The sequence below is a fragment of the Amycolatopsis sp. NPDC051371 genome, from assembly GCF_040682155.1.
Taxonomy (GTDB): domain Bacteria; phylum Actinomycetota; class Actinomycetes; order Mycobacteriales; family Pseudonocardiaceae; genus Amycolatopsis.
In genome coordinates this window covers 1-24,633 of sequence record NZ_JBFBAG010000010.1, presented here as the reverse complement: position 1 = coordinate 24,633, position 24,633 = coordinate 1, and the positions used below count along the sequence as shown (strand labels likewise).

General features: G+C 71.3%; 26 protein-coding genes and 2 pseudogenes. 17 read left to right on the top strand and 11 right to left on the bottom strand.

What is annotated here, in order from left to right:
* Window positions 1–96: 96 nt before the first annotated feature.
* Window positions 97–732, bottom strand: a complete 636-nt coding sequence (locus AB0M59_RS14840) for a response regulator transcription factor (protein ID WP_364614309.1) — start codon at window positions 730–732, stop codon at window positions 97–99.
* A complete protein-coding gene (locus AB0M59_RS14835) occupies window positions 723–1,928 on the bottom strand; it encodes a sensor domain-containing protein (RefSeq protein WP_364614306.1) in 1,206 nt (401 codons plus the stop codon). The genes AB0M59_RS14840 and AB0M59_RS14835 overlap by 10 nt, the downstream gene beginning before the upstream one ends.
* A 160-nt stretch (window positions 1,929–2,088) precedes the next feature.
* On the opposite strand from AB0M59_RS14835, the gene AB0M59_RS14830 reads away from it, so the two are divergent.
* The 4 genes and pseudogenes from AB0M59_RS14830 to AB0M59_RS14815 form a co-directional block, all read left to right on the top strand.
* Window positions 2,089–2,838 carry an ABC transporter ATP-binding protein gene (locus tag AB0M59_RS14830; protein WP_364614303.1) on the top strand — a complete coding sequence of 250 codons (750 nt, stop codon included), beginning with the start codon at window positions 2,089–2,091 and terminating at the stop codon, window positions 2,836–2,838.
* Window positions 2,838–5,300, top strand: coding sequence for an FtsX-like permease family protein (locus AB0M59_RS14825; RefSeq protein ID WP_364614300.1), 2,463 nt, complete (start codon window positions 2,838–2,840; stop codon window positions 5,298–5,300). The genes AB0M59_RS14830 and AB0M59_RS14825 overlap by 1 nt, the downstream gene beginning before the upstream one ends.
* A gap of 62 nt (window positions 5,301–5,362) precedes the next feature.
* Window positions 5,363–6,277 carry a type II CAAX endopeptidase family protein gene (locus AB0M59_RS14820; RefSeq protein WP_364614297.1) on the top strand — a complete coding sequence of 305 codons (915 nt, stop codon included), beginning with the start codon at window positions 5,363–5,365 and terminating at the stop codon, window positions 6,275–6,277.
* A 175-nt stretch (window positions 6,278–6,452) separates the two neighbouring features.
* Window positions 6,453–6,567 (top strand): annotated as a pseudogene (locus AB0M59_RS14815) (IS3 family transposase); the annotation flags it as partial.
* Between the two features lie 45 nt (window positions 6,568–6,612).
* On the opposite strand, the gene AB0M59_RS14810 reads toward AB0M59_RS14815, so the two are convergent.
* From AB0M59_RS14810 to AB0M59_RS14795, 4 genes are read right to left on the bottom strand one after another with little or no spacing between them, the layout of a single operon-like run.
* A complete protein-coding gene (locus tag AB0M59_RS14810; protein ID WP_364614294.1) occupies window positions 6,613–8,178 on the bottom strand; it encodes an ABC transporter ATP-binding protein in 1,566 nt (521 codons plus the stop codon).
* Complete coding sequence (locus tag AB0M59_RS14805) at window positions 8,175–8,969, bottom strand: ABC transporter permease (RefSeq protein WP_364614291.1); 795 nt, start codon at window positions 8,967–8,969, stop codon at window positions 8,175–8,177. Before AB0M59_RS14805 ends, AB0M59_RS14810 begins: the two co-directional genes overlap by 4 nt.
* 31 nt (window positions 8,970–9,000) lie before the next feature.
* A complete protein-coding gene (locus tag AB0M59_RS14800; protein ID WP_364614839.1) occupies window positions 9,001–9,954 on the bottom strand; it encodes an ABC transporter permease in 954 nt (317 codons plus the stop codon).
* On the bottom strand, window positions 9,951–11,558 hold the full coding sequence (locus AB0M59_RS14795) for an ABC transporter substrate-binding protein (RefSeq protein ID WP_364614288.1): 1,608 nt from the start codon (window positions 11,556–11,558) through the stop codon (window positions 9,951–9,953). Before AB0M59_RS14795 ends, AB0M59_RS14800 begins: the two co-directional genes overlap by 4 nt.
* 290 nt (window positions 11,559–11,848) lie before the next feature.
* Between AB0M59_RS14795 and AB0M59_RS14790 the strand changes: the two genes are divergently transcribed.
* From AB0M59_RS14790 to AB0M59_RS14745, 10 genes are all read left to right on the top strand, one after another.
* On the top strand, window positions 11,849–12,337 hold the full coding sequence (locus tag AB0M59_RS14790; RefSeq protein WP_364614285.1) for a carbonic anhydrase: 489 nt from the start codon (window positions 11,849–11,851) through the stop codon (window positions 12,335–12,337).
* Between the two features lie 111 nt (window positions 12,338–12,448).
* Window positions 12,449–13,654, top strand: a complete 1,206-nt coding sequence (locus tag AB0M59_RS14785) for an LLM class flavin-dependent oxidoreductase (RefSeq protein ID WP_364614282.1) — start codon at window positions 12,449–12,451, stop codon at window positions 13,652–13,654.
* 10 nt (window positions 13,655–13,664) lie between these two features.
* Complete coding sequence (locus tag AB0M59_RS14780) at window positions 13,665–15,008, top strand: NtaA/DmoA family FMN-dependent monooxygenase (RefSeq protein WP_364614279.1); 1,344 nt, start codon at window positions 13,665–13,667, stop codon at window positions 15,006–15,008.
* Between the two features lie 893 nt (window positions 15,009–15,901).
* Complete coding sequence (locus AB0M59_RS14775; protein ID WP_364614276.1) at window positions 15,902–16,210, top strand: hypothetical protein; 309 nt, start codon at window positions 15,902–15,904, stop codon at window positions 16,208–16,210.
* A gap of 96 nt (window positions 16,211–16,306) precedes the next feature.
* Complete coding sequence (locus AB0M59_RS14770) at window positions 16,307–16,777, top strand: Asp23/Gls24 family envelope stress response protein (RefSeq protein WP_364614274.1); 471 nt, start codon at window positions 16,307–16,309, stop codon at window positions 16,775–16,777.
* The gene (locus tag AB0M59_RS14765; RefSeq protein ID WP_364614271.1) at window positions 16,774–17,112 is read left to right on the top strand and encodes a hypothetical protein; all 339 of its coding nucleotides are present in this window, start codon (window positions 16,774–16,776) and stop codon (window positions 17,110–17,112) included. The genes AB0M59_RS14770 and AB0M59_RS14765 overlap by 4 nt, the downstream gene beginning before the upstream one ends.
* Window positions 17,113–17,170: 58 nt before the next feature.
* Entirely contained in the window at window positions 17,171–17,347 is a 177-nt protein-coding gene (locus AB0M59_RS14760; RefSeq protein ID WP_364614269.1) for a hypothetical protein, read from the top strand.
* Window positions 17,348–17,349: 2 nt separating this feature from the next.
* Window positions 17,350–17,742 carry an Asp23/Gls24 family envelope stress response protein gene (locus AB0M59_RS14755; RefSeq protein ID WP_364614266.1) on the top strand — a complete coding sequence of 131 codons (393 nt, stop codon included), beginning with the start codon at window positions 17,350–17,352 and terminating at the stop codon, window positions 17,740–17,742.
* Entirely contained in the window at window positions 17,739–18,266 is a 528-nt protein-coding gene (locus tag AB0M59_RS14750; protein ID WP_364614264.1) for a DUF6286 domain-containing protein, read from the top strand. Before AB0M59_RS14755 ends, AB0M59_RS14750 begins: the two co-directional genes overlap by 4 nt.
* Window positions 18,263–18,835 (top strand): alkaline shock response membrane anchor protein AmaP, encoded by a 573-nt coding sequence (locus AB0M59_RS14745; protein WP_364614261.1) that lies wholly within the window; start codon window positions 18,263–18,265, stop codon window positions 18,833–18,835. The genes AB0M59_RS14750 and AB0M59_RS14745 overlap by 4 nt, the downstream gene beginning before the upstream one ends.
* A gap of 161 nt (window positions 18,836–18,996) precedes the next feature.
* On the opposite strand, the gene AB0M59_RS14740 is transcribed toward AB0M59_RS14745, so the two are convergent.
* Complete coding sequence (locus AB0M59_RS14740; protein ID WP_364614258.1) at window positions 18,997–19,629, bottom strand: TetR/AcrR family transcriptional regulator; 633 nt, start codon at window positions 19,627–19,629, stop codon at window positions 18,997–18,999.
* Between the two features lie 84 nt (window positions 19,630–19,713).
* Here AB0M59_RS14740 and AB0M59_RS14735 point away from each other — a divergent pair.
* Both AB0M59_RS14735 and AB0M59_RS14730 read left to right on the top strand, forming a co-directional pair.
* Window positions 19,714–20,428, top strand: a pseudogene (locus tag AB0M59_RS14735) (SDR family oxidoreductase).
* A gap of 32 nt (window positions 20,429–20,460) precedes the next feature.
* Window positions 20,461–21,312 carry an NmrA family NAD(P)-binding protein gene (locus AB0M59_RS14730; RefSeq protein ID WP_364614255.1) on the top strand — a complete coding sequence of 284 codons (852 nt, stop codon included), beginning with the start codon at window positions 20,461–20,463 and terminating at the stop codon, window positions 21,310–21,312.
* A 40-nt stretch (window positions 21,313–21,352) separates the two neighbouring features.
* On the opposite strand, the gene AB0M59_RS14725 is transcribed toward AB0M59_RS14730, so the two are convergent.
* Both AB0M59_RS14725 and AB0M59_RS14720 read right to left on the bottom strand, forming a co-directional pair.
* Window positions 21,353–22,171, bottom strand: a complete 819-nt coding sequence (locus AB0M59_RS14725; protein WP_364614252.1) for a M55 family metallopeptidase — start codon at window positions 22,169–22,171, stop codon at window positions 21,353–21,355.
* A gap of 69 nt (window positions 22,172–22,240) precedes the next feature.
* Window positions 22,241–23,269 carry an alcohol dehydrogenase catalytic domain-containing protein gene (locus AB0M59_RS14720; RefSeq protein WP_364614249.1) on the bottom strand — a complete coding sequence of 343 codons (1,029 nt, stop codon included), beginning with the start codon at window positions 23,267–23,269 and terminating at the stop codon, window positions 22,241–22,243.
* Window positions 23,270–23,343: 74 nt separating this feature from the next.
* On the opposite strand from AB0M59_RS14720, the gene AB0M59_RS14715 reads away from it, so the two are divergent.
* Window positions 23,344–23,925 carry a TetR/AcrR family transcriptional regulator gene (locus AB0M59_RS14715; protein WP_364614246.1) on the top strand — a complete coding sequence of 194 codons (582 nt, stop codon included), beginning with the start codon at window positions 23,344–23,346 and terminating at the stop codon, window positions 23,923–23,925.
* Here AB0M59_RS14715 and AB0M59_RS14710 read toward each other — a convergent pair.
* Both AB0M59_RS14710 and AB0M59_RS14705 read right to left on the bottom strand, forming a co-directional pair.
* On the bottom strand, window positions 23,838–24,167 hold the full coding sequence (locus AB0M59_RS14710) for a cytochrome P450 (protein WP_364614836.1): 330 nt from the start codon (window positions 24,165–24,167) through the stop codon (window positions 23,838–23,840). The two genes, AB0M59_RS14715 and AB0M59_RS14710, sit on opposite strands and share 88 nt — an antisense overlap.
* A gap of 25 nt (window positions 24,168–24,192) precedes the next feature.
* On the bottom strand, window positions 24,193–24,633 hold a 441-nt coding region (locus tag AB0M59_RS14705; RefSeq protein ID WP_364614243.1), incomplete at its 5' end, for a hypothetical protein.

The window sequence follows — 24,633 nt, the reverse complement described above, 5'->3', positions numbered from 1 at the left end:
GCCGGGCTGGATCTCGATCGCGACGCCGAGTTGGTAGCCGTGGCTCGACGACTGGTGGACCTCGTCAGCCGAGCCGGGAAGTACGAGGTCGAATTCTCAGGCGTTGACGTACGCCAGCACGGCCAGCACCCGCCGGTGACCGCTGTCGCTCGTGGGCAGGCCGAGCTTGCGGAAGATGTTGCCGATGTGCTTGGTCACCGCGCGTTCGGTGACGACCAGGTCCTTGGCGATCGAGAGGTTGTCGTGGCCCTGCGCCATGAGGTGCAGCACCTCCTGCTCCCGGGCGGTGAGGCTGTCCAGCGGGTCGCGCTTGTTCATCAGCTGTGACACCACCTCGGGGTCGAGCGCGGTGCCCCCGGCCGCGACGCGCTCGAGGGCGTCCAGGAACTCCTCGACCCGGCCGACCCGGTCCTTGAGCAGGTACCCGGTGCCGGCCGCGCCGGTCGCCAGCAGTTCCTTCGCGTAGGCCTGCTCCACGTACTGGGACAGCACCAGCACCGGCAACCCGGGAAGGTGCTCGCGGGCCTCGATCGCCGCGCGCAGGCCTTCGTCGCGGAAGCTCGGGGGCATCCGGACGTCGAGCACCGCGATGTCCGGGCGGTGCTCCAGCAGCGTCGGCAGGATTTCCGGGCCGCCGGCCGCGATCCCGACGATCTCGTGCCCCGCGCTCTTGACCAGCAGCGAAATCCCCTCCCGCAGGAGGGCGTTGTCCTCGGCGAGCACTATGCGCATGGCAGCAGTACCTCGATCGTCGTTCCCACGTTCACCGGACTGTCGATCCGGGCAGTTCCGTCCAGCGCCGCGACCCGGCGCCGGATGCCGGACAACCCACTGCCGCCCTCGGCGTCGGCGCCGCCCTGGCCGTCGTCGCGGACCGTGACGCGCAGGCTGTGCCCGTCGCCGTCGAGGATCACTTCGGCGTGCGCGGCCGTGCTGTGCTTCGTGACGTTGGTCAGTGACTCGGCGACGACGAAGTATGCCGCCGCCTCGATCGCCGCCGGTGGGCGGGGCAGGTCGTCGGGAACCCGGACCGATACCGGGATGCGCTGCCCGCCCGCCAGTGCGTGGACGGCGCCGCCCAGCCCGCGGTCGGCGAGGATCGGCGGGTAGATGCCGCGGATGATCTCGCGGAGGTTGCCCAGGGAGTCCTCGATTCCCGTCCTGGCGTCCCTGAGCAACGCCGCGGCCGGGTTCTCCGGTTCGGCCCCCAGGGTGCGTTCGGCCAGGCCGATCCGCACCGCGACGGCGACCAGCTGCGCCTGGATCCCGTCGTGCAGGTCGCGCTCGATGCGGCGCAGCTCGGCGCCGTGCGATTCCAGCGCCTCGGCTCTGGTCCGGGTGAGGGTCTCGACCTGCTGGGCCAGCACCTCGGCGTCGCCGGGTCCGAGCAGCGAGCGCGCGAGCCGGAGCTGGCCGCGGGCGATCAGCGGCACCAGCCAGTACACCGCGGCGGCGTAGGCCACGGCCTGCAACAGGGGCAACGTGAGCGCCTCGGGCCACGTCTCGATGATGACGAACATCCCGGTGATGGTGCGCGGCGGGAACAGCCACCAGTACGCGGGCGTCAGCGCGCTGATCACGATCGCGGGCCACAGCGCGATGCCGGTCAGGCCGGGGAACGTGCCCGCGAAGCCGTGGACGGCCATCCAGAGCAGGTCGCGCCAGGTGGCCGGGTCCCGGACCGCACGCAATCGGCCGCCGCCCTCGGCGTGGGCGGCTTCCGGCAGCCGGTACCCGAGGTGGCGCCCGACCCGCTCGCGTTCCAGCCCGGCCAGTGCACGCACCGGCTTGGCCACCGCCGGCACGAACGGCAGCAGCAGCACGAGCAGCGGCGCGACGACCACGCCGGCCAGCGCGGGCAGCGCGGTCTGCAGCCCGGATGCCAGCACCGCGGTCGCGCCGGTGCTGCGTCTGATCGCTGTCGTCATCGCCGCTCCCCTGGCCTGCGGTGCAGTGTCCGAACTCTACTGAACCCCCCGAGGGGGTGTAGCCGGCTACACCCCCGGTTCGGGATCCCGGCCCCGTGTGCCGCGCCCCGCCCGCTCATAGCGTCGGGATCACCGGATTCCAGGGGAAAGGACGCAGGCCATGACAGCGGTCGCGAACGGGCTCGAGTACGCGGTGCAGATGGACTCGGTGGCCAAGACCTACGGCAAGGGTGACGCCGCGGTGCACGCGCTCAAGGGCGTCAGCCTCGGCCTGCGGCGCGGGAGCTTCACGGCGATCATGGGCCCGTCCGGGTCGGGCAAGAGCACTTTCCTGCACTGCGCCGCCGGGCTGGACCGGCCCACGTCGGGTCGCATCATGCTGGGCGAAACCGAGCTGACCGGGCGCCGCGAGTCCGAGCTGACCGCGCTGCGGCGGGAGCGGATCGGCTTCGTCTTCCAGTCCTACAACCTCCTGGACGCGCTGACGGTCGAGCAGAACATCGTGCTCCCGCTGCGCCTGGGCAACCAGCGGTTCGACCCGGTGTTCCTCGCCGAGGTCGTCCGGTCGGTCGAGTTGGACGTCCCCCTCGACCGCCGCCCGAGCAAGCTTTCCGGTGGTCAGCAGCAGCGGGTCGCGATCGCCCGGGCCCTGGTCACCCGGCCCGAGGTGGTGTTCCTCGACGAGCCGACGGGCGCGCTGGACACCCGCACCGCGCGGCAGGTGCTCGCCACGTTGCGACAGACCGTGGACCGGTGGGGTCAGACGGCGCTGATGGTCACGCACGACCCGGTCGCGGCCTCCTACGCCGACACCGTGGTGTTCCTCGCCGACGGCCGGATCGCCGGCGAGCTGACCGGCGGGACCCCGGAGCGGATCGCCCAGCGCATGACCCACCTCGGGGAGTGGTGATGAGCATGTTCGCCTTGGCCTGGCAGACGATCCGCGCGCGCCGAACGGCGTTCGCCGCCGCGTTCGTGGCGGTGTTCGCCGGTTCCGCCCTGATCACCGCGAGCGGTGTCCTGCTCGAATCCGGGCTGCGCTCGGGAATCCCGCCGCAGCGCTACGCCGTCGCCGCGGTGGTCGTCACCGCCGAGCAGTCGACGTCGACCGACGGCGAGGACCAGCGGTTCGCCGAGCGCGTTCCGCTGCCCGTCACCCGGGCCGGCGACATCGCCCGGGTGCCCGGGGTCGCCGCGGTGGTGCCCGACGTGAGCGTCACGGCCGATCTGCGGGGTGCGGCCGGCTCGGTCCCGCTCGTCGCCCACGGGTGGTCCTCGACGCGGCTCGGTGCGGGCACGCTCACCGGCGGCCGGGCCCCGGAGCGACCCGACGAGGTGGTGCTCGACGCGGGGCGCGTCGGCGCCGTGGTCGACGTGACGGTCGGTGGGGTCGCGTCGTCGTACCGGGTGGTCGGCACCATCGCGGCCGGGCAGCCGTCGGCGTTCTTCACCGACGAACAAGCCCGCGTCGCCGCCGGCCGGCCGGACACGGTGGACGCTGTCGCCGTCTTGGCCGAGCCCGGCGCCGACGAAGCGGACCTCGCCCGGCGGATCGGCGCGGCCGTGCCGGGCGTGGTGACGGCCACCGGCGACGACCGGGCCGCGGCCGAGTTCCTCGACGTCGGCGCGGCACGGTCGTTCCTGACGGTCGTCGCGGCCTCGTTCGGCGGGACGATGCTGATGATCGTCCTGCTGGTGGTCGCCAGCACCCTCGGCCTGGCCATCCAGCAGCGCCGTCGCGAGTTCGCCCTCCTGCGGGCGATCGCGGCCGGGCCGGGGCACATCTACCGGTTGATCGGCATCGAGACCGCGCTGGTGTCCGCGGTGGCGGCCGTGCTCGGCGCGGGCCCCGGGGTCGCCCTGAGCCTGTGGCTGCACGGCGTGTTCGTCCGCTACGGCTCGATCCCCGAGGGCTTCGGGTTCGTGATCGGCCCGCTCCCGATCGTCGCCGCGGTCGTCGGGTCCGTGCTCTCCGCGGTCGCGGCCGGCCTGATCGCCGCCCGCCGCGCGGCGCGGATCAGCCCCGTCGACGCGCTGGGCGAAGCCGCCGTCGAACCGCCCAAGCTCGGCCGCGGCCGGGTGCTCACGGGCTGGCTGCTCGCGATCGCCGGGACCGTCGCGGGGATCGCGCTCCCGCTGGTGATCAACGGAACGGCGGGGACGGCCGGCGCGGCGTCGTCGGCACTGCTGCTGGTCGTCGCCATCGCGCTGCTCGGCCCGCGGCTGCTCACCGCGACCGCGGCGGTGCTCGGCAAGCTCGGGCTGGGCCACGGGTCCACCGGGTTCCTCGCCGGGGCCAACACCCGCGCCCGCTCCCGGCGGCTCGGTGCCGCGACCACCCCGCTGATCATGGGCGTGACGCTGGCGGCAGTGCAGATCTTCACCGTGACGACGACCGCCGCCGCGGCGCGGCACCAGACCGAGACCGGCTTGCTCGCCGACCAGGTGCTCGTGGCCAATGGCGGCATCGCCCCCGCCGTGGCCGACGCGGCCCGGCGAGCGCCGGGTGTGGCCGCGGCGATTTCCGTGGTGCGAACGCAGGTTCTGGTCACGTCGAAGACGTTCGGCGAGCCGATGACCGAGGCCTACTCCGCGCAGGGCGTCACGCCGGACGGGCTAGGTCGTGTCCTGAACCTCGACGTGCGCCGGGGCAGCCTGGACGGTCTCACCGGAGACGCCGTCGCCGTGAGCGAGAACGCGGCCGGCACGTTCGGAGTGGGCCTCGGCGAGACGGTCACGATGCGGCTCGGCGACGGCACGCCCCACCACGCCCGCGTCGTCGCGATCTACGGCAGCGGCCTCGGGTTCGGTGACCTGACGCTGCCGCACGACGCCGTCGCCGGACACACCACGAGCGGGCTCGACGACGAGATCCTGGTCTCGGGCGCGCCGGGAGCCGATTTCCTGCGGGCGTACCCGGAAATCCGCGTCACCGACCGGAAGTCGTTCGCGACGGCGCAGAACGACGCCGCGGGCGCGCAGTCCGCGGTGAACCTGCTGCTCAACCTCGTGCTGATCGCCTTCATCGCGATCGCGGTGGTGAACATCCTGGTCCTGGCCACCGCGGCTCGGATCCGCGAGTTCGCGCTGCTGCGGCTGGTCGGGGCGAAACCGCGCCAGGTCCGCGCCATGACGCGGCGCGAGGCGACCGTCGTCGTCGTGGCCGCGGTCGTGCTCGGATCACTGGCCGCGCTGCCGCCGCTGGTCGGGATCAGCCTCAGCCTGACCGGAGCCGCACTGCCCGCCGTGCCGCCGCTGATCTACCTCGGCATCGTCGCGGCCGCCGCTCTCCTCGGCTGGGGCGCCATCGCGATTCCCACCCGGTTCGCCCTGCGTCCGGCCGCCGTCGCGGCCATGCGCGTCGGCGACTGAATCGTCCACATCAGACATCAGACATCAGAGAAAGGATCGTTGTGCCAGTTCCGCACAAAACCATGCCGCACAGCGGAATCCGTGGCCTGATCGCCCGGAACCCGCTCGTCAGCTTCTTCACCCTCGCGTTCGCGCTCAGCTGGATCGCGTGGACACCGTACGTGCTCGGCAAGACCGGTCTCGGCGTGGAGCCGGACTTCGACTTCCCGAAGATCCTGGGCACGACCCAGGTGCTCGGCGTGCTGCCCGGCGCCTACCTCGGCCCGATCCTGGCGGCGTTCATCGTCACCGCGGCCGCCCAGGGCCGGCTGGGCCTGCGACGCTGGGCCGGCCGGCTGCTGAAGTGGAACGTGAACTGGCGCTGGTACGCCGGCTCGATCCTCGGTGTGCCGGCGGCGCTCGTCGTGACCGGCCTGGCCCTCAACGGCGGCGACATCCACCTCCCGAGCTCGATGGTGTTCGTGGCACTGGTTCCCGGGCTGGTGCTCCAGATGGTGACCACCGGCCTCGCCGAAGAGCCCGGCTGGCGCGACTTCGCCCTGCCCCACCTACAGCCCAAGTTCGGACCGCTGCGCGGCACGCTCATCCTCGGGCCGCTGTGGGGCCTGTGGCACCTGCCGCTGTTCTTCTCCGAGTGGGGCCACTGGCCGGACGTGACCGTGTGGACGCTCGTCGAGTTCGTCGCCACCACGACTCTCTTCAGCATCCTGATGACGTGGGTGTTCAACCGGAGCGGCGAAAGCCTGCCCATCGCGATGCTGGTGCACACCAGCGTCAACAACGTCATGTCGATCGCCTGGGCGGAGCTCTTCCCCGGCACGGACGTCGACGACATCGCGCTGACGTTCCTGGTCACGTCGGGCCTGGCCGCCGCGGTGGTCATCATCACCACCCGGGGCCGGCTCGGGTACCGCGGCCACGAAGTACCGGCGCCCGCCCCGGCATCGCCGGTGCCCACACCACCACCGAGCCGTTAACCACTGCCCCGCGGCAAACCCTGGCCGAGTTCGGCCAGGGTTTTGCCGTATCCGTCAGGTGTTGAGCCGCACTGAGTGGGACGCGGCCCGCAGGCAGGGCCCGCACAACACGACGCGCATCTGATCGATGCCGCACTCGAGATCCACGCCGACGACCCGGCCGGCCGCTGCCGCGCCGAATACCCAGTGGTTGACCGATCACCGAGCATCCCACCGGCGAGGGCAAACTGTACTTGTGTGCGGTCAAGGACTGCTACTCCCACAAGATCGTCGGGTATCCCATCGCCTCGCACCCGCGGACCTCACTTCCGGTAAGCCCAGGCCTCCCAGCGGGGTCACCTTCGCGTAGTGCTCAGCCGACGTCCGGGAATCGCCGCCAGCAGCTCCTTCGTGTACTCCGACTCCGGCTCCTCCAGTACCCGGGCCGCCGGGCCCAGCTCCACCAGTGCGCCCGCTCGCATGACTCCGACGCGGTCCGCGAGCTGCCGGACCACCGCCAGGTCGTGCGAGATGAACAGGTACGACAGGCCGAGCGACGACTGCAGCTCCGCCAGCAGCCGCAGGATCTGAGCCTGCACCGAAACGTCCAGCGCCGACACCGGTTCGTCGCACACCACCAGGTCCGGCTTCAACGCCAGCGCTCGCGCGATCGCCACCCGCTGTCGCTGGCCGCCCGACAGCTCCGCCGGTTTCCGGCGCGCCACCGACGTCGGCAAGGCGACCTGGTCCAGCAACTCCGGGACCGAGGTGTGCGGAAGCCCGAACGCCCGCAGCGGCTCCGCGACGACGTCTTCGATGGAGAACTTCGGATTCAGCGACGCGTACGGGTTCTGGTAGACGATCTGCATCCGCCGCCGCAGCCGGCGTAGCTCAGGACCGGCGAGCGACGTGATGTCGCGGCCGTCGAACTCCACCGAGCCGGCCGACGGTGTCTCCAGCCGGAGCAGCATCCGCGCCGTCGTCGACTTGCCCGAGCCCGACTCGCCCACCAGGGCCAGGGTCTGGCCGCGCGGGATGTCGAACGACACCCCGTCGACCGCGCGGATCCCGCCGTCGAACGTCTTCGCCAGGTCCCGGACCGACACCAGCGGTGCGGCGGCCGGCGCGGGCGGACGCAAGGCGCTCGACAAGCTCGGCGCCGCCGCGAGGAGCTGCTGTGTATAAGGGTGCGTCGGCGCGCTGACGACCGAGGAGCCTTCCTCGACGACTTCACCCTGCGAAAGCACCACGATCCGCGACGCGCGATCCGCGGCGACCCCGAGGTCGTGTGTGATCAGCAGGATCGCCGTGCCCGATTCGAGAGCCAGCGACGTCAGGTGGTCGAGGATCCGCCGCTGCACGGTGACGTCGAGGGCAGAGGTCGGCTCGTCGGCGATGATCAGCTTCGGCCGCCCGGCCAGTGCGGCCGCGATCAGCACGCGCTGCCGGAGTCCGCCCGACAGCTGGTGCGGGTACTGCCGGGCCCGCAGCTCCGGTTGCGGCACGCCCGCTCGTTCGAGGAGTTCGATCGCTTGGACACCGGCGGCGCGCCGGTCCGCGAGGCCGTGGATCCGCAGCACCTCGGCGACCTGGTCGCCGATCCGGTGCACGGGGTTCAGCGACACCGCCGGGTCCTGCGGCACCAGCGCGATCTCGCGTCCGCGCACCCCGCGCCACTGCTTGTCCGACAGCGAAAGCAGGTCTCGGCCGTCGAAGGTGATCGAGCCGCCGTCGATCCGGCCGCCGCGCGGCAGCAGCCCGATCGCCGCGTGTGCGGTCGTCGACTTTCCCGAGCCCGACTCGCCGACGACGGCGACCACCTCACCGGCGCCGACGTCGAACCCGACGTCACGCACGGCCGGTACCACGCCGGCTCGCGTCCGGTACGACACGGCCAGGTCCGCGATGCGCAGCAGGGTCATCGGTCTCCTCCGTCCAGTGCGCGGGACAGCCGATTCGCGGCGAGGACCACCGCCGCGACCGTCAGCCCCGGGAACGTCGTCATCCACCAGGCCGTGGCCAGGAAGCTGCGCCCACCCGCGACGAGCGAGCCCCACTCCGGCGTCGGTGGCGTCGCGCCGAAGCCGAGGAAGCTCAAAGCGGACACCTCGAGCACGGCCGTGCCGAGCGTGAGGGTCGCCAGCGCGAGCACCGGGCCCGCCGCGTTCGGCAGGACGTGCCGCAGCAGCACGCCGGACCAGCGCACTCCGCACGCGCGTGCCGCTTCGACGAACACGCCGTTTCGCACGCGAAGCACCTCCGCGCGCATGACCCGCGCGAAGGACGCCAGGTTCGCGATGCCCACGGCGATCGCGACGTTCGTCGTGCCGAAGCCCAGCGCCGTGACCAGGGCCAGCGACAGCAGGATCGGCGGGATGGCCAGGAAGACGTCGACGACCCGCATGATCACCGTGTCGGCCCAGCCGCCCCGAAACCCGGCCAGCAGACCGAGGGCCGACCCGGCGATCAACGCCACGAGCACGGCGATCGCCGTCGCCCGCAGGGAAAGCGACGCGCCGTGGATCACGCGCGCGTAGACGTCACGGCCGGTCTCGTCGGTGCCGAAGAAGTGGTGCAGTGACGGTCCTTGCAGCCGTTCGGCCGGGACGCCGGTGATCGGATCGTACCCGGTCAGCAGCCCCGGCGCGAAGGCCGCGAGCAGCGCGAACGCCAGCACCGCGACGGCCAGCACGAGCCCGGGCGGAGCTTTCACGTGAAAGCTCCGCGTCGGCGGGGTGGCGAGGTCAACCACGGGCCACCTCCGGCGTCCGGGCGATGCGCGGGTCGAGCAGCGGGTAGAGCAGGTCGACGAGCAGGTTGAGCGCCACGAACACCAGCGCGGCCAGCACGATCACCGCCTGTACCACCGGGACGTCCTGCGCGGTGACGGCAGCCGCGGTGATCCGGCCGACGCCGTCGCGCGAAAACACCGTCTCGGTGATCACCGAACCGGCGACGAGGTTGCCGGCCACCACGCCGGCGACGGTCAGCGTCGGCACGCCCGCGTTGCGCAGCAGGTGTCCGAAGTGGACCCGCCAGCGGCTCGCGCCCTTGGCCGCGGCGATCTCCGCGTACGGCTCCGCCTGCTGCGTGGCGAGGCTCTTCGCCAGCACCTGGCCGATGATCGCGCCGGTCGGCAGCGCGAGGGTGATCGCGGGCAGGATCACCGCGGAGAAGCCCTGTGTGCCGAGCGCCGGCAGCAGGCGCAGCCGGAACGAGAAGAACTGGATCAGCAGCAGCCCGACCCAGAACGGCGGCAGCGAGATCGCCAGCGACGGCAAGGACAGCAGCGCCTGCCGCAGCCAGCGGAACCGCGTGAACGTGCCGAGGAACGCCGAGCCGCCGCCGAAGAGCACCGCGAACACCAGCGCCAGGCTCGTCACCGCGAGCGTCGGCGGCAGCGCCGTGACGACCATGTGCGACGCGTCGTCGCCGGTCGCGACGCTGCGGCCGAAGTCGCCGTGCAGCGCCGAGACCAGCCGCTTCAGGTACTGGACCGGTAGCGGCGAGTCGAGGCCGTACTCCGCGCGGGCGGCGGCGAGCTGCTCGGGTGTCGCCGACGAACCGGCCTCCCCGCTGGCGAGCTTCGCCGAAACGGCGTCGCCCGGCAGCAGGTAGAGGATCAGGAACGACAGCGTGAACGCCGCCCACAGCACGAACACCGCCTGCCCGACGCGGCGGAGCAGGTAGCGCCTCACGAGAGCCACGCGTCGAAGAGCTGCAGCCGTGACGACGCCTCGAAGTCGACGGCGTGGGCCTTCGAGCTCAGTGCGACGACCTGGGTCAGCTCGAACACCGGGACCGCGTAGGCGTGGTCGACGATCAGCTTCTGCACCTCGTCGGCCGACGGCTTGCGCTTGGCGTTGTCCACAGTGGACGACTGGGCGTCGAGGGCGACGTCGAGCGGGTTGCCCGGTGTCAGCTTGCTGCGGTTGCCGGCCTTGGTGGAGAACTGGCCGCGCAGGATGTCCGGGTCGGCGCGCGTGACGTTGTACCAGAGGAAGTCGTAGTTGCCGGACAGCTGGATCTGGGTGGTCTCGGCCGTGGTGTGCTGCTCGATCCGCAGGTCGAAGCCGATCTTGCGGAGCTGCTGCTGGACCAGTTCCAGCACGCTGCGGTTCTGGTTGAACACCGGCGAGAACACGACGGACGCGCTCAGCGGCTGCCCGTTCTTGGCGCGGATCCCGTCGGGTCCGGACACCCAGCCGTCGGCGTCGAGCAGCGCGGCCGCGCCCTTCTCGTCGTACGCGAGCTGCTGCGAGAGGTCGTCGTACAGCGGTGTCGCCGAGCCGAGGATGCTGGTGGCGGGCTTGTAACTCGCCGTCAGCACGGTGTTGACGACCTCGGTGCGGTCGACGCCCTTCAGTACGGCCTGGCGCACCTTCTCGTCGGTGAGCACGCCGCGGGTGGTGTTGGCGTGCAGGTTGAACACGACTCCGGGGTTGGGCCGGATGTTCTCGCTGAAGCCGTTGCCGGCGAACTGCGGCTCGTCGACCGGCTGGATGTCGGTCGCCGCGTCGAGCTGGCCGGAGGCGAGGCTGCCGGTGCGGACACCGGGTTCCGGCACGATCTTGTAGTCGATCTTGTCGAGGTACGCCTCGCCCTGGTGCTTGAACAACGACGAGCCCCACGTGTAGCCCTTGCGCTTGGCCAGGACGATTTCCTGGTTCTGCTTCAGGCTTTCGAAGACGAACGGCCCGGAGCCGATCAGGCCGTTGCCCTGGCAGCGCTGCTCCGGCGTCTTCCGGAACGCGGCGGGCGCGAGGACGCCGAGCGACATCGTCGAGCTGGCCTGCAGGAATTGCGCGCTGGGCACGGAAAACTCGAGGCGGACGGTCCGCGGGTCGACGACCGTCGACGCCTTGTACGCGGCGAGGTAGCCGTAGCCGAGCTGGGCTTTCGTGCCCAGGGCCTTGATGCCGTCGAAGCTCGTCTTGACCGCGGCGGCGTCGACCGGGCTGTCGTCGGAGAAGGTCGCGCCGGGCCGCAGGTGGAAGGTGAACGCCGTCGAATCGGCGCTGACCTCCCACTTCTCGGCCAGCCACGGCTTGATCTCGCCGGTCTTCGGGTCCTGGTCGGTCAGTGAGTCGACCAGCTGGCGCGCGACGTTGATGGACGCGTTCGTGGCGGTCTGCTGCGGGTCGATGCAGTCAGGCGCGGAGGAGATGCCCAGGCGGAGCGTGCCGCCGGGCTTCGGCGGACCGGAAGCGGCTTGTTCGGTGCCCGCGGCGGAGCAGGCGGTCAGCAGCAGGGGCAGAGCAAGCAGGGCCGCGGCGTTGCGGGCACGGGAAGTGGGGGACACCGGACGGCCTCCAGCGGGGAATGGACGGGTCTTCGAAACACGACGCTAGCCATGCCTTCGAGGCCGTCCCACACTCCGAACCGGAGTCTCATTCACTGGCACGGCGACAACACGCCCTTGACACACAAGCGAAATCGATCCACCTTCCCACCATCCGGACGTAAGTCGCCGACCGTGCGGGTGGTCTGTCAACCATCTGCCATGGACGGTCTCCCAGGTCGTGGGCACGGTTGCGCACGACTGCGGGGACGCGTCCACTCGGTCGACTCCACTACGCGGAAGGGACCACCATGTCGGTCACCGATGAGCTCCTGGCCAACAACGCCGAATACGCCGCGAACTTCACCGGGCCGCTGCCGCTGCCGCCTGCCAAACACGTCGCCGTGCTCGCCTGCATGGACGCCCGCATCAACGTCTACGGCGTCCTCGGACTCGCCGAGGGCGAAGCCCACGTGATCCGCAACGCCGGCGGCGTCGTCACCGAGGACGAGATCCGCTCGCTCGCCATCAGCCAGCGCCTGCTCGGCACCGAGGAGATCATCCTCATCCACCACACCGACTGCGGCATGCTCACCTTCACCGACGACGACTTCAAGAAGTCCATCCAGCAGGACGTCGGCGTCAAACCCGCCTGGGCCGCGGAATCCTTCACCGATCTCGACGAGGACGTCCGCCAGTCGATCGCCCGGATCAGGAACAGCCCGTTCATCCCGAAGAAGGATTCCGTGCGGGGCTTCGTCTTCGACGTCGCCACCGGAAGGCTGAACGAAGTCGGCTGACCCGCGGTTTATTCCCGGCGTCCCGCGCTCGTCCCAGCAGTTGGCCGGTTCCGCGCGAGGCGCGGAATCCGGCGCAGACTGCGCACCAGGGCCGACAGGAGGGACGCCGGGATGGCAACAGCAACCGGACCACGGATCGCCGTCGCGCTGGACGGGGCGGGGTGGCACCCCGCCGCGTGGCGTGAACCCGGGGCACGACCCCGTGAGCTGCTCACCGCCGGCTACTGGACCGACGTGGTCCGCGAGGCCGAGGCGGCCGAGCTGGACTTCGTCACCATCGAGGACTCGCTGGCCCTGCAGACCGTGAGTTACCTCGACCGGCCGGGCGAACGCACCGACATCGTCCAGGGCCGGCTCGACGCGGTGCTGATCGCCGCGCGCGTCGCGCCGCTGACCTCGCACATCGGGCTGGTGCCGACCGCGGTGGTCACCCACACCGAGCCGTTCCACCTGGCGAAGGCCATCGCCACGCTCGACTACGTCAGCTCCGGGCGGGCCGGGGTTCGCGTGCAGGTCGCCGGGCGCGCCGCCGACAACCGGCACTTCGGGCGCCGTGACTTCGGCGAGTTCCGGCTCGAGGACTCGGCCGAACCGGACCGGCCCAGCCCACTCGTGGACCTGTTCGACGAGGCCGCGGACTACGTCGAGGTGCTGCGCCGCCTCTGGGACAGCTGGGAGGACGACGCCGAGATCCGCGACGTCGCCACCGGCCGGTTCATCGACCGCGGCAAGCTGCACTACATCGACTTCACCGGGCGCTGGTTCTCGGTCAAGGGCCCGTCGATCACCCCGCGGCCACCGCAGGCCCAGCCGCCGGTCACCGCACTGGCGCACGCCGCCGTCCCCTACCGGCTCGCCGCCCGCTCCGCCGACGTCGTCTACGTGACGCCCTTCGACCGCGAGCAGGCCACCACGATCGTCGCCGCGGTGCGCGAGGAGCAGGAACGCGCCGGACGAGCCTCCGAGACACTGCACGTCTTCGGCGACGTCGTCGTGTTCCTCGAAGAAACCGAGCAAGCCGCCACCGACCGCAAAGCCCGGCTCGACGAGTTGTCGGGTGCGGAGTACACCTCCGACGCCCACGTCTTCACCGGCACCCCGGCCGGCCTTGCCGACCTGCTGCTCGATTGGCAGAACGCCGGGCTCTCCGGCTTCCGGCTGCGGCCCGGCGGAGTCCCGCACGACCTGACCGCGATCACCCGCGGCCTGATCCCGGAACTGAGGTCCCGTGGAGCTTTCCGGACCGGCTACGAAGCAGACACCCTCCGAGGTCTGCTCGGTCTTTCCCGGCCCGCCAACCGCTACGCCGCTGTCTGAGGAGGCCGAGATGTCCCGGAAGCAGATCCACCTCGCGGCGCACTTCCCCGGCGTCAACAACACGACCGTGTGGAGCGCCCCCGAAGCCGGCAGCCACATCGACTTCAGCTCCTTCGTCAAGCTCGCGCAGACTGCCGAACGCGCCAAGTTCGACTTCTTCTTCCTCGCCGAAGGCCTGCGGCTGCGCGAGCAGAACGGGCAGATCTACGACCTCGACGTCGTCGGCCGCCCGGACACCTTCACCGTGCTCTCCGCGCTGGCCGCCGTCACCGAGCGGCTCGGGCTGGCCGGCACGATCAACTCGACGTTCAACGAGCCGTTCGAGGTGGCCCGCCAGTTCGCCTCGCTCGACCACCTCTCCGCCGGCCGCGCCGCGTGGAACGTCGTCACGTCCTGGGACGCTTTCACCGGCGAGAACTTCCGCCGCGGCGGGTACCTCCCCCAGGACCAGCGCTACGACCGCGCCGAGACGTTCTTGCGCACCGCCTGGGAGCTGTTCGACTCCTGGCGCGGTGACGAACTCGCCGCCGACGCCGAGACCGGCGTGTTCTTGCGAAACCCCGCCGCGGGTGCTTTCGCCCACCACGACGCGCACTTCGACATCGAGGGCCGGTTCCCGGTGCCGCGCAGCCCCCAGGGCCGTCCGGTGATCATCCAGGCCGGCGACTCCGACGAGGGGCGCGAGTTCGCCGCGGCGACCGCCGACGCGATCTTCAGCCGCTACGGCACCCTCGAAGCCGGGCAGGCGTTCTACTCCGATGTAAAGGGGCGCCTGGCGAAGTACGGCCGGACACCGGAGCAGCTGGTGATCCTGCCCGCCGCGACGTTCGTGCTCGGCGACACCGACGCCGACGCCCACGAGCGCGCCCACGTCGTGCGGCGACAGCAGGTCAGCGGGCAGACCGCGATCAAGTTCCTCGAGCAGGTCTGGAACACCGACCTGTCCGGCCACGACCCCGACGGCCCGCTGCCCTCGACCGACCCCGTGGTCGGGGACACGACGATCGCCCCCGGCCGCGCCAGCGTCCGCATGTACCGCGATCCCCTCGCGACCGCCCGCGAATGGCGGCAGCTCGCCGAGGCGAAGAACCTGTCCACCCGCGACCTGATCGTCGAAGTCACCGGCCGGCAGACGTTCATCGGCTCACCCGCGACGGTCGCTACCGCGATCGACGACCTCGTCCAGGCCGACGCGAGCGACGGGTTCATCCTCGTCCCGCACGTCACCCCCGGCGGCCTCGACGAATTCGCCGACACGGTCGTCCCGCTGCTTCAGGAGCGTGGCTCGTTCCGGACCGAGTACACCGGCTCCACGCTGCGTGCCCACCTCGGGATCGAGCCGGCCGGGTCTTGACGGTCCAGCCTTTTCGGACAGTCCGAAGAGGACCGTTTCCGGCCGCAGGCGTGCCGGGCTGATCCGGGGAACCGGACTTCAGTCCGTGCCGCGGTGTTGACCCGGTCGATCGCCGGCATGTTCTCCTCCGCCCAGCTGCGCAGGGCGGCGAGCGGCACTTCGAGAGAATCGACGTGGCCGTCACCGGGCAGGGGCCGGGAATCACCAGCCCGCCTCGGCGGGCTGCTGGCCCTGCTCGCCGACGACCTGCGCACCGGCTGCGGCACCGCTCGCCTGATCGAAGGGATCTGGCCCGACCAACAACCGGAGCACCCGGCCAAGGCGTTGCAGATCCTCGTCTCCCGCGCCCGGGCCCAGCTCGGTCCCGGCGTCATCGAAGCAACCCCCGCCGGCTACCGGCTCGCGCTGGCCGAGACCAGGTCGACGCCTCGGCTTTGCTGCTCAGTGCCGCCGCGTGCGCCCGACTCGCCCGCGCCGGTGACCACGAAGCCGCGCTCGCCCACGCCGAAGCGGGCCTCGCGCTGGGCAACGCGTTCACGGAGACCGGTAGCGACGACCCGCTGGCCGCGCTGCGGGCGGCACGCGCGTCGACCTGCCGGTGGCTGGTGCGCGCCCAGGCCCTCTGCCGCTCGCGGCTGGGCCGGGCGGCCGAGGCGCTCGACACCCTGCTCGAACTGCGGAACACAAGCCAACCAGACGAATCCGAGCGCTGCGAACAGCCGCTGCAGCCGGCGAGATCCCGCAGGTACTCGGCGCGGGTGATCGGGGCGGCCGAGCCGGGTGTAGGGCTGATAGCCGGTGAGTCAACTCGGGTGCGCCGTTGCGCAGGCCCACGGCAGCGACCGCAGGCGGGATAATCGGGCTGTCGATCACCGGCAGGCGGCGTCTCGCAGATGCAGATCTCGCGTCTGCTGGCGAAATCACTCGACAAGCTGCGCATGTGGGTGCCGTGGGACCTCGACGCGCCGTCAGTCGACATGGACGACGATCTCGTCCGGATCCGGGTGATCGCCCTGGCGCTGCCGCTGCCGCCGATCCTGCTGCGCGCCGAAGCGGAGCTGCGCTCGGCACTGGACGAGTCCGGCCGGACGAACGCCCGGCTGCGGCTGGTGGTCACCGACTTCGACGCGTCCGCGTTCAGCGGAGATAAACCCGTGGCGCGCGTCCGGCAGGGAGACCGTAGTCACACGATCGGGTCGTGACGATCTCCCGAACGTCGGGTCTTAGCGGTGTGGAAGGGCAACGGGAACCCGTGAACTTCCGCCTCACAAAACGAATTCGACACGAGGAGAACCGTCATGACGAACCCGGCCACCACCAAGACCCCCGCTCACTCGACCGAAGTCGAGAAGACCACCGCCGGTGCGCTGGCCTCGACGCAGGGCTCGACCACGATCGCCGACACCGTCGTGGCGAAGGTCGCCGGCCTGGCGACCCGCGAGGTCTCCGGCGTCCACGCCCTCGGTGGCGGTGCGGCGCGGGCGTTCAGCGCGATCCGCGAGCGCATCCCGGGCGCGTCCGCCTCGGTCGCGCAGGGCGTGTCGGTCGAGGTCGGCGAGCGCCAGGCCGCCGTCGACCTGCAAATCCTCGTCGAGTACGGCGTCTCCATCGCCGACCTGGCCCACGCGGTCCGCAAGAACGTGATCACCGCCGTCGAGCAGACCACGGGCCTGCAGATCGTCGAGGTCAACATCAACGTCTCCGACGTGCACATCCCCGGCGACGACGACGGCGACGACACCCAGGCCGTGACCGGCCGCGTCCAGTGACCACCGGCGTCGAGATCGACGCCGGCCGCATCGCCACCGCTGTGCAGGCCCTGCCCGACATCGCCGGCCTGCACAGCGGCCGGTTCGGCGAGATCGCCACCCTGCTGCCCGGCCGCCGCATCCCCGGCGTCCGGATCCGCCCCGACGAGATCACCATCGGGGTCACCGGCCGCTACCCGGCCACCGTCCACCGGATCGCGGCCGACGTCCGCGCCGCGGTCGGACCGGTCGGGCGCCCGGTGCACGTGCGCATCTGCGACGTCGCGGCACCCACCTCGATCGCGGTCACCGTCGAAGAACCGCTCACCACGACCGAACCTCCGGCCCGTTCCTGACCATTCCGACCGGCTCCCTCTTCTCGTGGGCCGATCGGCAACCAGCAAGGAGAAGCTCATGTCCACCACCCACCTCGGCCTCCTCACCGGCCTCACGCTCGGTCTCGCCGCCGCGTTCGGCGGCTTCGGCGCTTTCCTCGTCGTGCTCGTTCTCGGCGCGCTCGGCCTGCTCGCCGGCCGTGTCCTCGACGGCAAGCTCGACCTCTCGCAGCTCACCGGCCGCGACCGGGGCTGACCATGACCGCCACCCGGCAACGCCCAGCCGTCGCCGACCTCGACGAGCGAGGCACCCTCACCGTCTCCGACCGCACCGTCGAACGGATCGCCGCCCAGGTCGTGACGGAGGTCGAGGGTGCCGGCGGCGCGGCGAACCGCGTGCTCGGCGTCGCCGTCGGCGGCGAAGACCCTGACAACAGCGCGAAAGTCACTGCGAAAGTGCACGGCGACACCGCCGCGCTCGACGTGCGGCTCTCCCTCAGCTACCCGCGATCGGTCGGCCGCACCACCGAAAACGTCCGCCGGCACCTGATGCGGCGGGTCGCCGAACTCACCGGCCTCACCGTGTCGCGGGTGGACGTCACCGTCACCGCGCTGCACACCGTCACCAACGCGTCCAGGAGGGTTCAGTGAAACGCCGCCCCCGCCGCTCCGCCCCGGCTACGCTCACCGCCCTCTTCCTGCTGGCTGCCAGCGCGTTCGTCGCCGTGGTCGCGATCCAGATGATCCTGAACCAGACCCCCTGGGTCAGCTACCAGGCGATCGCCGACGCACTGCACGACGCGCGCTGGAACGACCTGATCCCCGCGCTCGCCGGCGGCGGCGTCGCGCTGCTCGGGATCATTCTGCTGCTGACCGCGATCCTGCCCGGCAAGCTCACGATCCTGCCGCTGCACGGCGAGCTGGATTCCGGTGCTTCGCGGCGCAGCTACCGTTCCACTCTCCGCGCCGCGGCATCCACTGTGGACGGTGTCGCCGGCGCGAAACTGATTCTCAAGCGTCGCAAGGTCACCGCGAAGGTGACCACCGGGCGCACCAACACCGACGGGCTCGCCGACGCCGTGCGCGGCGCGATCGAGCACCGGCTCGACCAGATCAACCCCGTCGTCCACCCGACCGTCAAGATCAAGGTCCACGCCGCCAGGAGCGCGTCATGACCAGCCTCAACCGCCCGGCTCGTCTCAACCGGATCCTTCTCGCCTTACTCGGACTGGTCCTGCTCACCGCCGGCGGCTTCGTCGTCGCCACTCACTTCGGCAGACTCGATGTTCTCGTCTCGGACTCGGCTTTGGTTCCCGGCGTGGGCACCCCGCCGACCTGGGCGCCGTACGTCGCTGCTGCCGTCGCGGTCATCCTGGGGTTGCTTCTGCTGCGGTGGCTGCTCGCGCAGCTGGTCCGCAAACCCAAGAGCCACACCTGGCGTTTCGAGTCCGACCCGGACACCGGCCGCACCGAACTGGCCGCGAGCACCGCGATCCTGCCGTTCCTCGCCGAAGTGTCGACCTACCCCGGTGTCCATGCCGCACACGCCACCCTGGCCGGCACCCGCGAGAACCCGGCCGTCGCGCTGGTCGTCAGCGTCGAGCAGGACGGCGACGTCGCCGCCATCCGTGACCGGATCGGGGAGGAGGGCCTCCCACGCTTGCGTCAAGCCCTCGATCTCGATGCCTTGCCCTCGACCGTCGAGTTCCGGTTCTCCACGAAGGCCGGGACCCGCATCAGCTGACTCGCCGAACGTTGTCCTCAGGCCTTGTCGAGGCGGGGATCGAGCACCTCTTCGGCCAGCGGGAGCAGGGCCGCGGCGACCGGGATGGCGACCAGCGCAGCGATGATGCCGAGGTGCCCCAACTGAACCAGGCGTCCTGCCCAAGGAGCTTGGCCGCACATTCAGGCCGGCGGTTCGGCGTGGTCGCGGATATGGGCGATCACGGTGTCCAGAGCGGCTTCGAGGGCGTCGGTGGTGTGCTGGGCTTGCGCGAGGACGAGGCCGCCCTGAACCGCGGCCAGCAGCGCGAGCGACAGCGCGGTGGCATCGGTCTCCGGCCGCAGAGCGCCGCTTTCGATCATGGCGGCCAAACCGGCGCGAATGGCTTCGGACCATGCGGTGAAGCCGTCGGCCAAGGCGTCGCGTGCCCACTGGTGCTCGTCGGACAGCTCGCTGGACAGGCTGCCCAGCGGGCAGCCGCCGGCCCCGTTCTGCCGGCGGGCGGCGTCGACGACCACGTCGCGCCACGACCGTAGTGCTCCGATGCTGTCGAGCCTGGCCAGCAACGGTGCCTGGTGGGCCAGGATCGCCTCGGACTGGAACGTGATGACCGCTCGCGTGAGGTCGTCCTTGTCGGCGAAGTAGTGATAGATCTGCGAGGAGCTGACTCCGGCCGCATCGCGCACCGCCGGGGTGCTGGTGCCCGCCACGCCGTGGCGGTACATCAAGTCGGCCGCGGCCGCGACGATCCGGTCGCGCGTCGCGCGCCCCTTCCGCGTGCTGGGTGCCTCCTGCGGCGCCGCGCGAGCCGACATCGAATCCTCCTGTACTGGATTTGACTATCCAATCCTACCGTGCCTAGATTGGATAGCACGATCCAATCCGAGAAGGGGTGACGAGTGAGTGCTGAGCCGACGACCGTGCTGATCACGGGTGGCACTTCGGGCATCGGCCGGGCGACCGCGCAGCTGTTCAGCCGGCGCGGAGCCACGGTGATCGTCACCGGCCGCGACGAAGCCCGGGGCAAGGAGGTCGCGGCCGAGACCAGCGGACGCTTCATCCGCGCCGATCTCGCCGTGCTCGAGGACGTGCGACGCCTGGCCGACGAGGCGGGCGAGGTCGACGTGCTGGTCAACAACGCCGGCTACTGGGAGCTGGGCCCGACCGCCGAGACCACCGGCACGGCCTTCGACGCGATGAGCGCCGTGAACGTCCGGGCTCCGTTCTTCCTCACCGCGGCGCTGGCCCCGCCCATGGCCGCACGCGGTCACGGCGCGATCGTGAACGTCCACCGTGGTCGCCGCCCGGGGCGCCGCGGGCATGGCCGCCTACGGGGCGAGCAAGGCGGCGCTGGAGGCGCTGACTCGCTCGTGGGCCGCCGAGTTCGGCCCGGCCGGCGTGCGCGTCAACGCCGTCGCGCTCGGCCCGAGCCGGACCGAAATCACGCGGGGCATGGGCGACCTGCTCGACACGCTCGCGGCCGCCAGCCCGCTGGGCCGGGCGAACGAACCCGACGAGGTCGCCCGCGTCATCGCCTACCTCGCCGGCGAGGACGCCCGCCCGATCACCGGCGCCGTGCTCGCCGTCGACGCGGGCCGGGTCGCCACGCTCTGAACGTCCACACCCCACCATCCGAAGGGAACACGATGATTCTGGTCACCGGCGCGACCGGCACGGTCGGCTCCGAAGCCGTGCGGCTGCTGTCCGCGCGGCGCCATCCCGCGCGGGCTTTGGTCCGCGACCCGTCCCGAGTGGCGCACCGCGCCGACCTCGCCGGCGAGATCGAGATCGTCACCGGCGATTTCGATCACCCGGACACATTGGACACGGCCATGGACGGCATCGACACCGTCATCCTGGTGAGCCCGGCCGTACCCGCCCAGGAAATCGCGGTCATCGACAGCGCCGTCCGGCAGGGCGTGACCCACCTCGTCAAGATCACCAGCAAGGCCTCGGCCGATTCCCCGGTCGACCGGCGACGGGGACAGGCCCGGATCGAGGCGCACCTGGCCACCACCGGCCTGCCCCACACGTTGCTGCGGTCCAACGCCTACCTGCAGAATCTGCTCGCCCTGGCGCCGGTGGTCCGGCAGACCCGGGGTTTCACGATGTCGGCCGGCGACGGACCGGTCGGGATGATCGACGCCAGGGACGTCGCGGCCGTCGCGACCCGGGTCGCCATCGCACCGGCGGCTCACGCGGGCCGCACCTACCGGCTGACCGGCCCGGGCTTGATCACCTACGCCGACATCGCGAAAGAACTGTCCATCACGCTGGGACACGACATCGAGTACCGCCGGATCCGCCCGGACGAGCACCGAGCCGCGATGATCCGGGCCGGGGTTCCCGAGGCCGTGGCGACCTCGAACGCCCAGGCGTTCGGGCTGATCGCCGAGGGCGACGCGGCCTGGCTGACCGACGAAGTGGCGACCCTCACCGGCACCGCACCGCATAGTCTCCAGACCTTCATCGCCGAGCACGCCGCGGCCTTCGCTTGAGCTGCAACGGAAGCGCTTCTCAACCGCACGTCGGACCTGATCACACGGCGCCGAGAACCGTGATGAGTTCGAGGACGTCGTACGCGGTCGGGAAGTCGGGCGCTTCGTAGCGCACCGTGCACCCGTCCGTGCGTTCCATCCCCGGCACCAGCAACGCGTGTTCGACCATGTGGGGCCGGTGCACCCGGACCTCCAGCCGCACCGGGCCTTCGAATCGACGGGGGCGCACCGCAGCGCGCTCGTCGAGGGCCTGCGGCACCTCGAGCTCGATTCGCCGGCACGCCTCGTGGGGATGCACCGTCCTGGCCGCATGAGCGCCGAGCGCCCACTTGACCACCACACAGCGCATGCCCGGGGCCGCCTCGGCCGCCTCGGCGGCCACGGTGTCGTCACCGCTGACCAGGGCCGGCGGCACGTCGAAGTGGGCGGCCAGGGCGGCATTGAGGCCGAGTTCGCCGAGGGACGCACCATCGCACCGCACATCGGCGATGACCGCACCGGAAATCGTGTGCGCCAGCACCGAACGGGCCGTACCGGCCTTGCCGTGGTAGCCGATGAACAGCACGGCGTCGACGTCGGCGGCGAGCCCGGCCATCATCCCGAGGGACCTGGGTGTGCCCCGCACCAGCTCGGCCCGCTGGTCGAGCAGTTCGGGCACCAGGTTCCGGAACTGCGCGTGCGCGTCGGCCACCAGCACCTCCGCGTCCGCCGCGTACGCGTGCACACCTCGCACCGCGGCATTGGCCTCCGCGGTCAGCAGCGCGCGGTTGCGCTCGTATTCGCCGTGACCGGGACGGATGTCATCGTTGTGGACTACTCCGGCGACGCCCTCCATGTCGACCGAGACGAGAACCCGCACCCTGACCCCACCTTCCCGTCGACCACCCGACCGCGATCGACGATACGGTGCCGCACCACCCGGTCCGGCTCATCGGGCGTCCGGGCGGGTGAAGACCGGTTTGGCCGACGGCGGGTCCAGCAGCACCTCGACGGCGTCGTCGTAGCTGTACGGGCCGGCCAGGATCGGTGACGGGTCCAGGGTTCGGTCGCCGAGGAGCTTCAGCACGTCGGGTACGTGCGGGCCGGCGTGGGGTGGTCCGATGACGAGGTTGACACCCGTGCCGTACAAGGAGAAGTACGGCAGACGTGGCTCTCCGAAGTAGATCGACCGGATGACGCACGTACCGCCCGGACGGGTGGACAGCAGGGCGCACCGGAAGCCCGCACTCGCGGCCGAAGCATCCACGACCAGGTCGAAGGTGCCGTCGAGCCGATCGGGGTACTCATCAGCAGTCGTGACGGTCGCGCCCGCGGCAGCGGCTTTGGCGCAGCGCCCTTCGTCGACGTCGAAGTAGGTCACGTTCGCCGCGCCCAGCGCGACGGCGCTCAAGACGGCCAGCAGCCCGAGGCTGGCCGTTCCCCCCACCACGAGCACTTCGGCGTCGGGGTGGGCGTCGAGGGTCGGCCGGACGGCCTGGAAAGCGTCGGTGAGGTTGTCGGCGGCGGAAGCGGCCAGGAACGGCTCGATGGCCGGTGGTAGCGGCGTGAGGTTGTACTGGGCCCACGGGACGCGCACCAGCTCGTCGAACAACCCTCCCCAGCGGCCACCGATGCTGGTGCCGTAGGAGGCGAGGCGCGGCACCGAAGCGCAGGCGCCCGGGAGGCCACGACGGCAGTTCTCGCACGTGCCGCAGCTGATGTGCCACGGGATGACCACCCGCTGGCCGACCCGGAGCGCCGAATCGCCGTCGGCGAGGTCGACGATCTCGCCGACCGCCTCGTGGCCGAGCGCGAACGGGGTCTCGAACGGCGCGGGCGACACCACGAGCCGGCGGTCGAGATCGCAAGCGGACGAGGCGATCGGCCGAACCAGCGCGTCTCCGCCCGCGGAGAGCCGGGGCGCCGGCCGGTCCTGCCATTCCAGGCTGCGGGGACCGGTGAGAACGAGGCTTCGCATGGATCTCCCGACGCTGATTAGACGACACCCTCTAGAGATCTGACTCTAGAATGGGTGTTCGGTATCGTCAACCCATGCCACGCCTCGTTCACGACACGTCGACGATCCTCGACGCGGCAGCACGACTGCTCGCCGCAGGCAGTGCCGACGCGATCACCATCGCCGGCGTGATCCGCGAAGCGGCGGTGTCCAGCGGCTCGGTCTACCACCGGTTCCCCAACCGCGCGGCCCTGCTCGCCGCCGTCTGGAACCGGGCGGTGCAGCGCTTCCACGCCGAACTGACCCCGCTGTTCGCCGATGAGCCGGTGGCCGCGGCGGTCGCTCTCGGGCGCCGGACCGTGTCCTGGTGCCGGGACAGCCCGGCCGACGCGCGGGTGCTGCTGGCCGGCGTCGGCTCCTTCGAGCCGGCTGCCTGGCCCGCGGAAAGCCGAAGCCTGCGAGATGCCGACCAGGCCCGCTGGGACCAGCACATCCGCCGCCTGGTGACCGACCTCAAGACGGTGACCGGGCGCCCGACAGCGGAGATCCTCCTCGTCGTCGTCGACCTGCCCTACGCCGCCGTGCGCCGCTACCTCGGCGCCGACCGGGAGATCCCGGCAACTCTCGAGGACATCGTCGAGCGCACCATCCGGTCGGCGCTCACGACGCCGCATTGAGTCGCCGTTCCGCGACCACGCGCAGGCCGGACGGCTGCACGGTGACCATCGGCAGCTCCCGGACCTTGGTTCCCGGCCGGTGGGCGAGGTGCCACTTCCGCAGGATCGTGGCGATCGAGCCACCGGTCGGGGTCGAACGCCCGGGGATCGCGGTGCAACGCCGTGAGGCTGAACCCGACCTCCGCGCCGACCGGGATGCGGTACCCGCCGAGGGTGGTCGGCTCGGTGGCCCGGCGGGTCAGCAGCGAGGAGCGCGGGGGACCGCGGTCAGCGCTTCCGCTTCGCGCCGTCCCGCTGCGCGGCCAGACCGCGGACCAGGGCGACGAACGGGGCGACCTGCGAGGTGTAGCTCGTGCCGTCGAAGCTGTTGGTCACCGAAAGGCCGTCGGTCAGGGCGCGTCCGAGGACGGCCAGCTGCTGGACGAGGGCTTCGTTGTTCTTGCCGCCGTTGGGCGCGAAGATCGGGGTGAGCGCGTCCACCCAGGAGGCGTGGGCGTAGTCGCGGATGCGGCGCACGGTCACCTGAACCGCTTCGGCGTCCCTCTGCGGACCGACACTGATGGCGACCAGGAGCTGCAGGTAGTCGGGCCGCCGGTCGAGGGAGCTGCAGGCCGCCGAGAACCACGCCTCGAGACGGTCGAGCGGTGCTCGGCCGTCGAACGAGGACGGGTTGGGGAACAACGCGTGCAGCTCTTCGAAGGTGCGTTC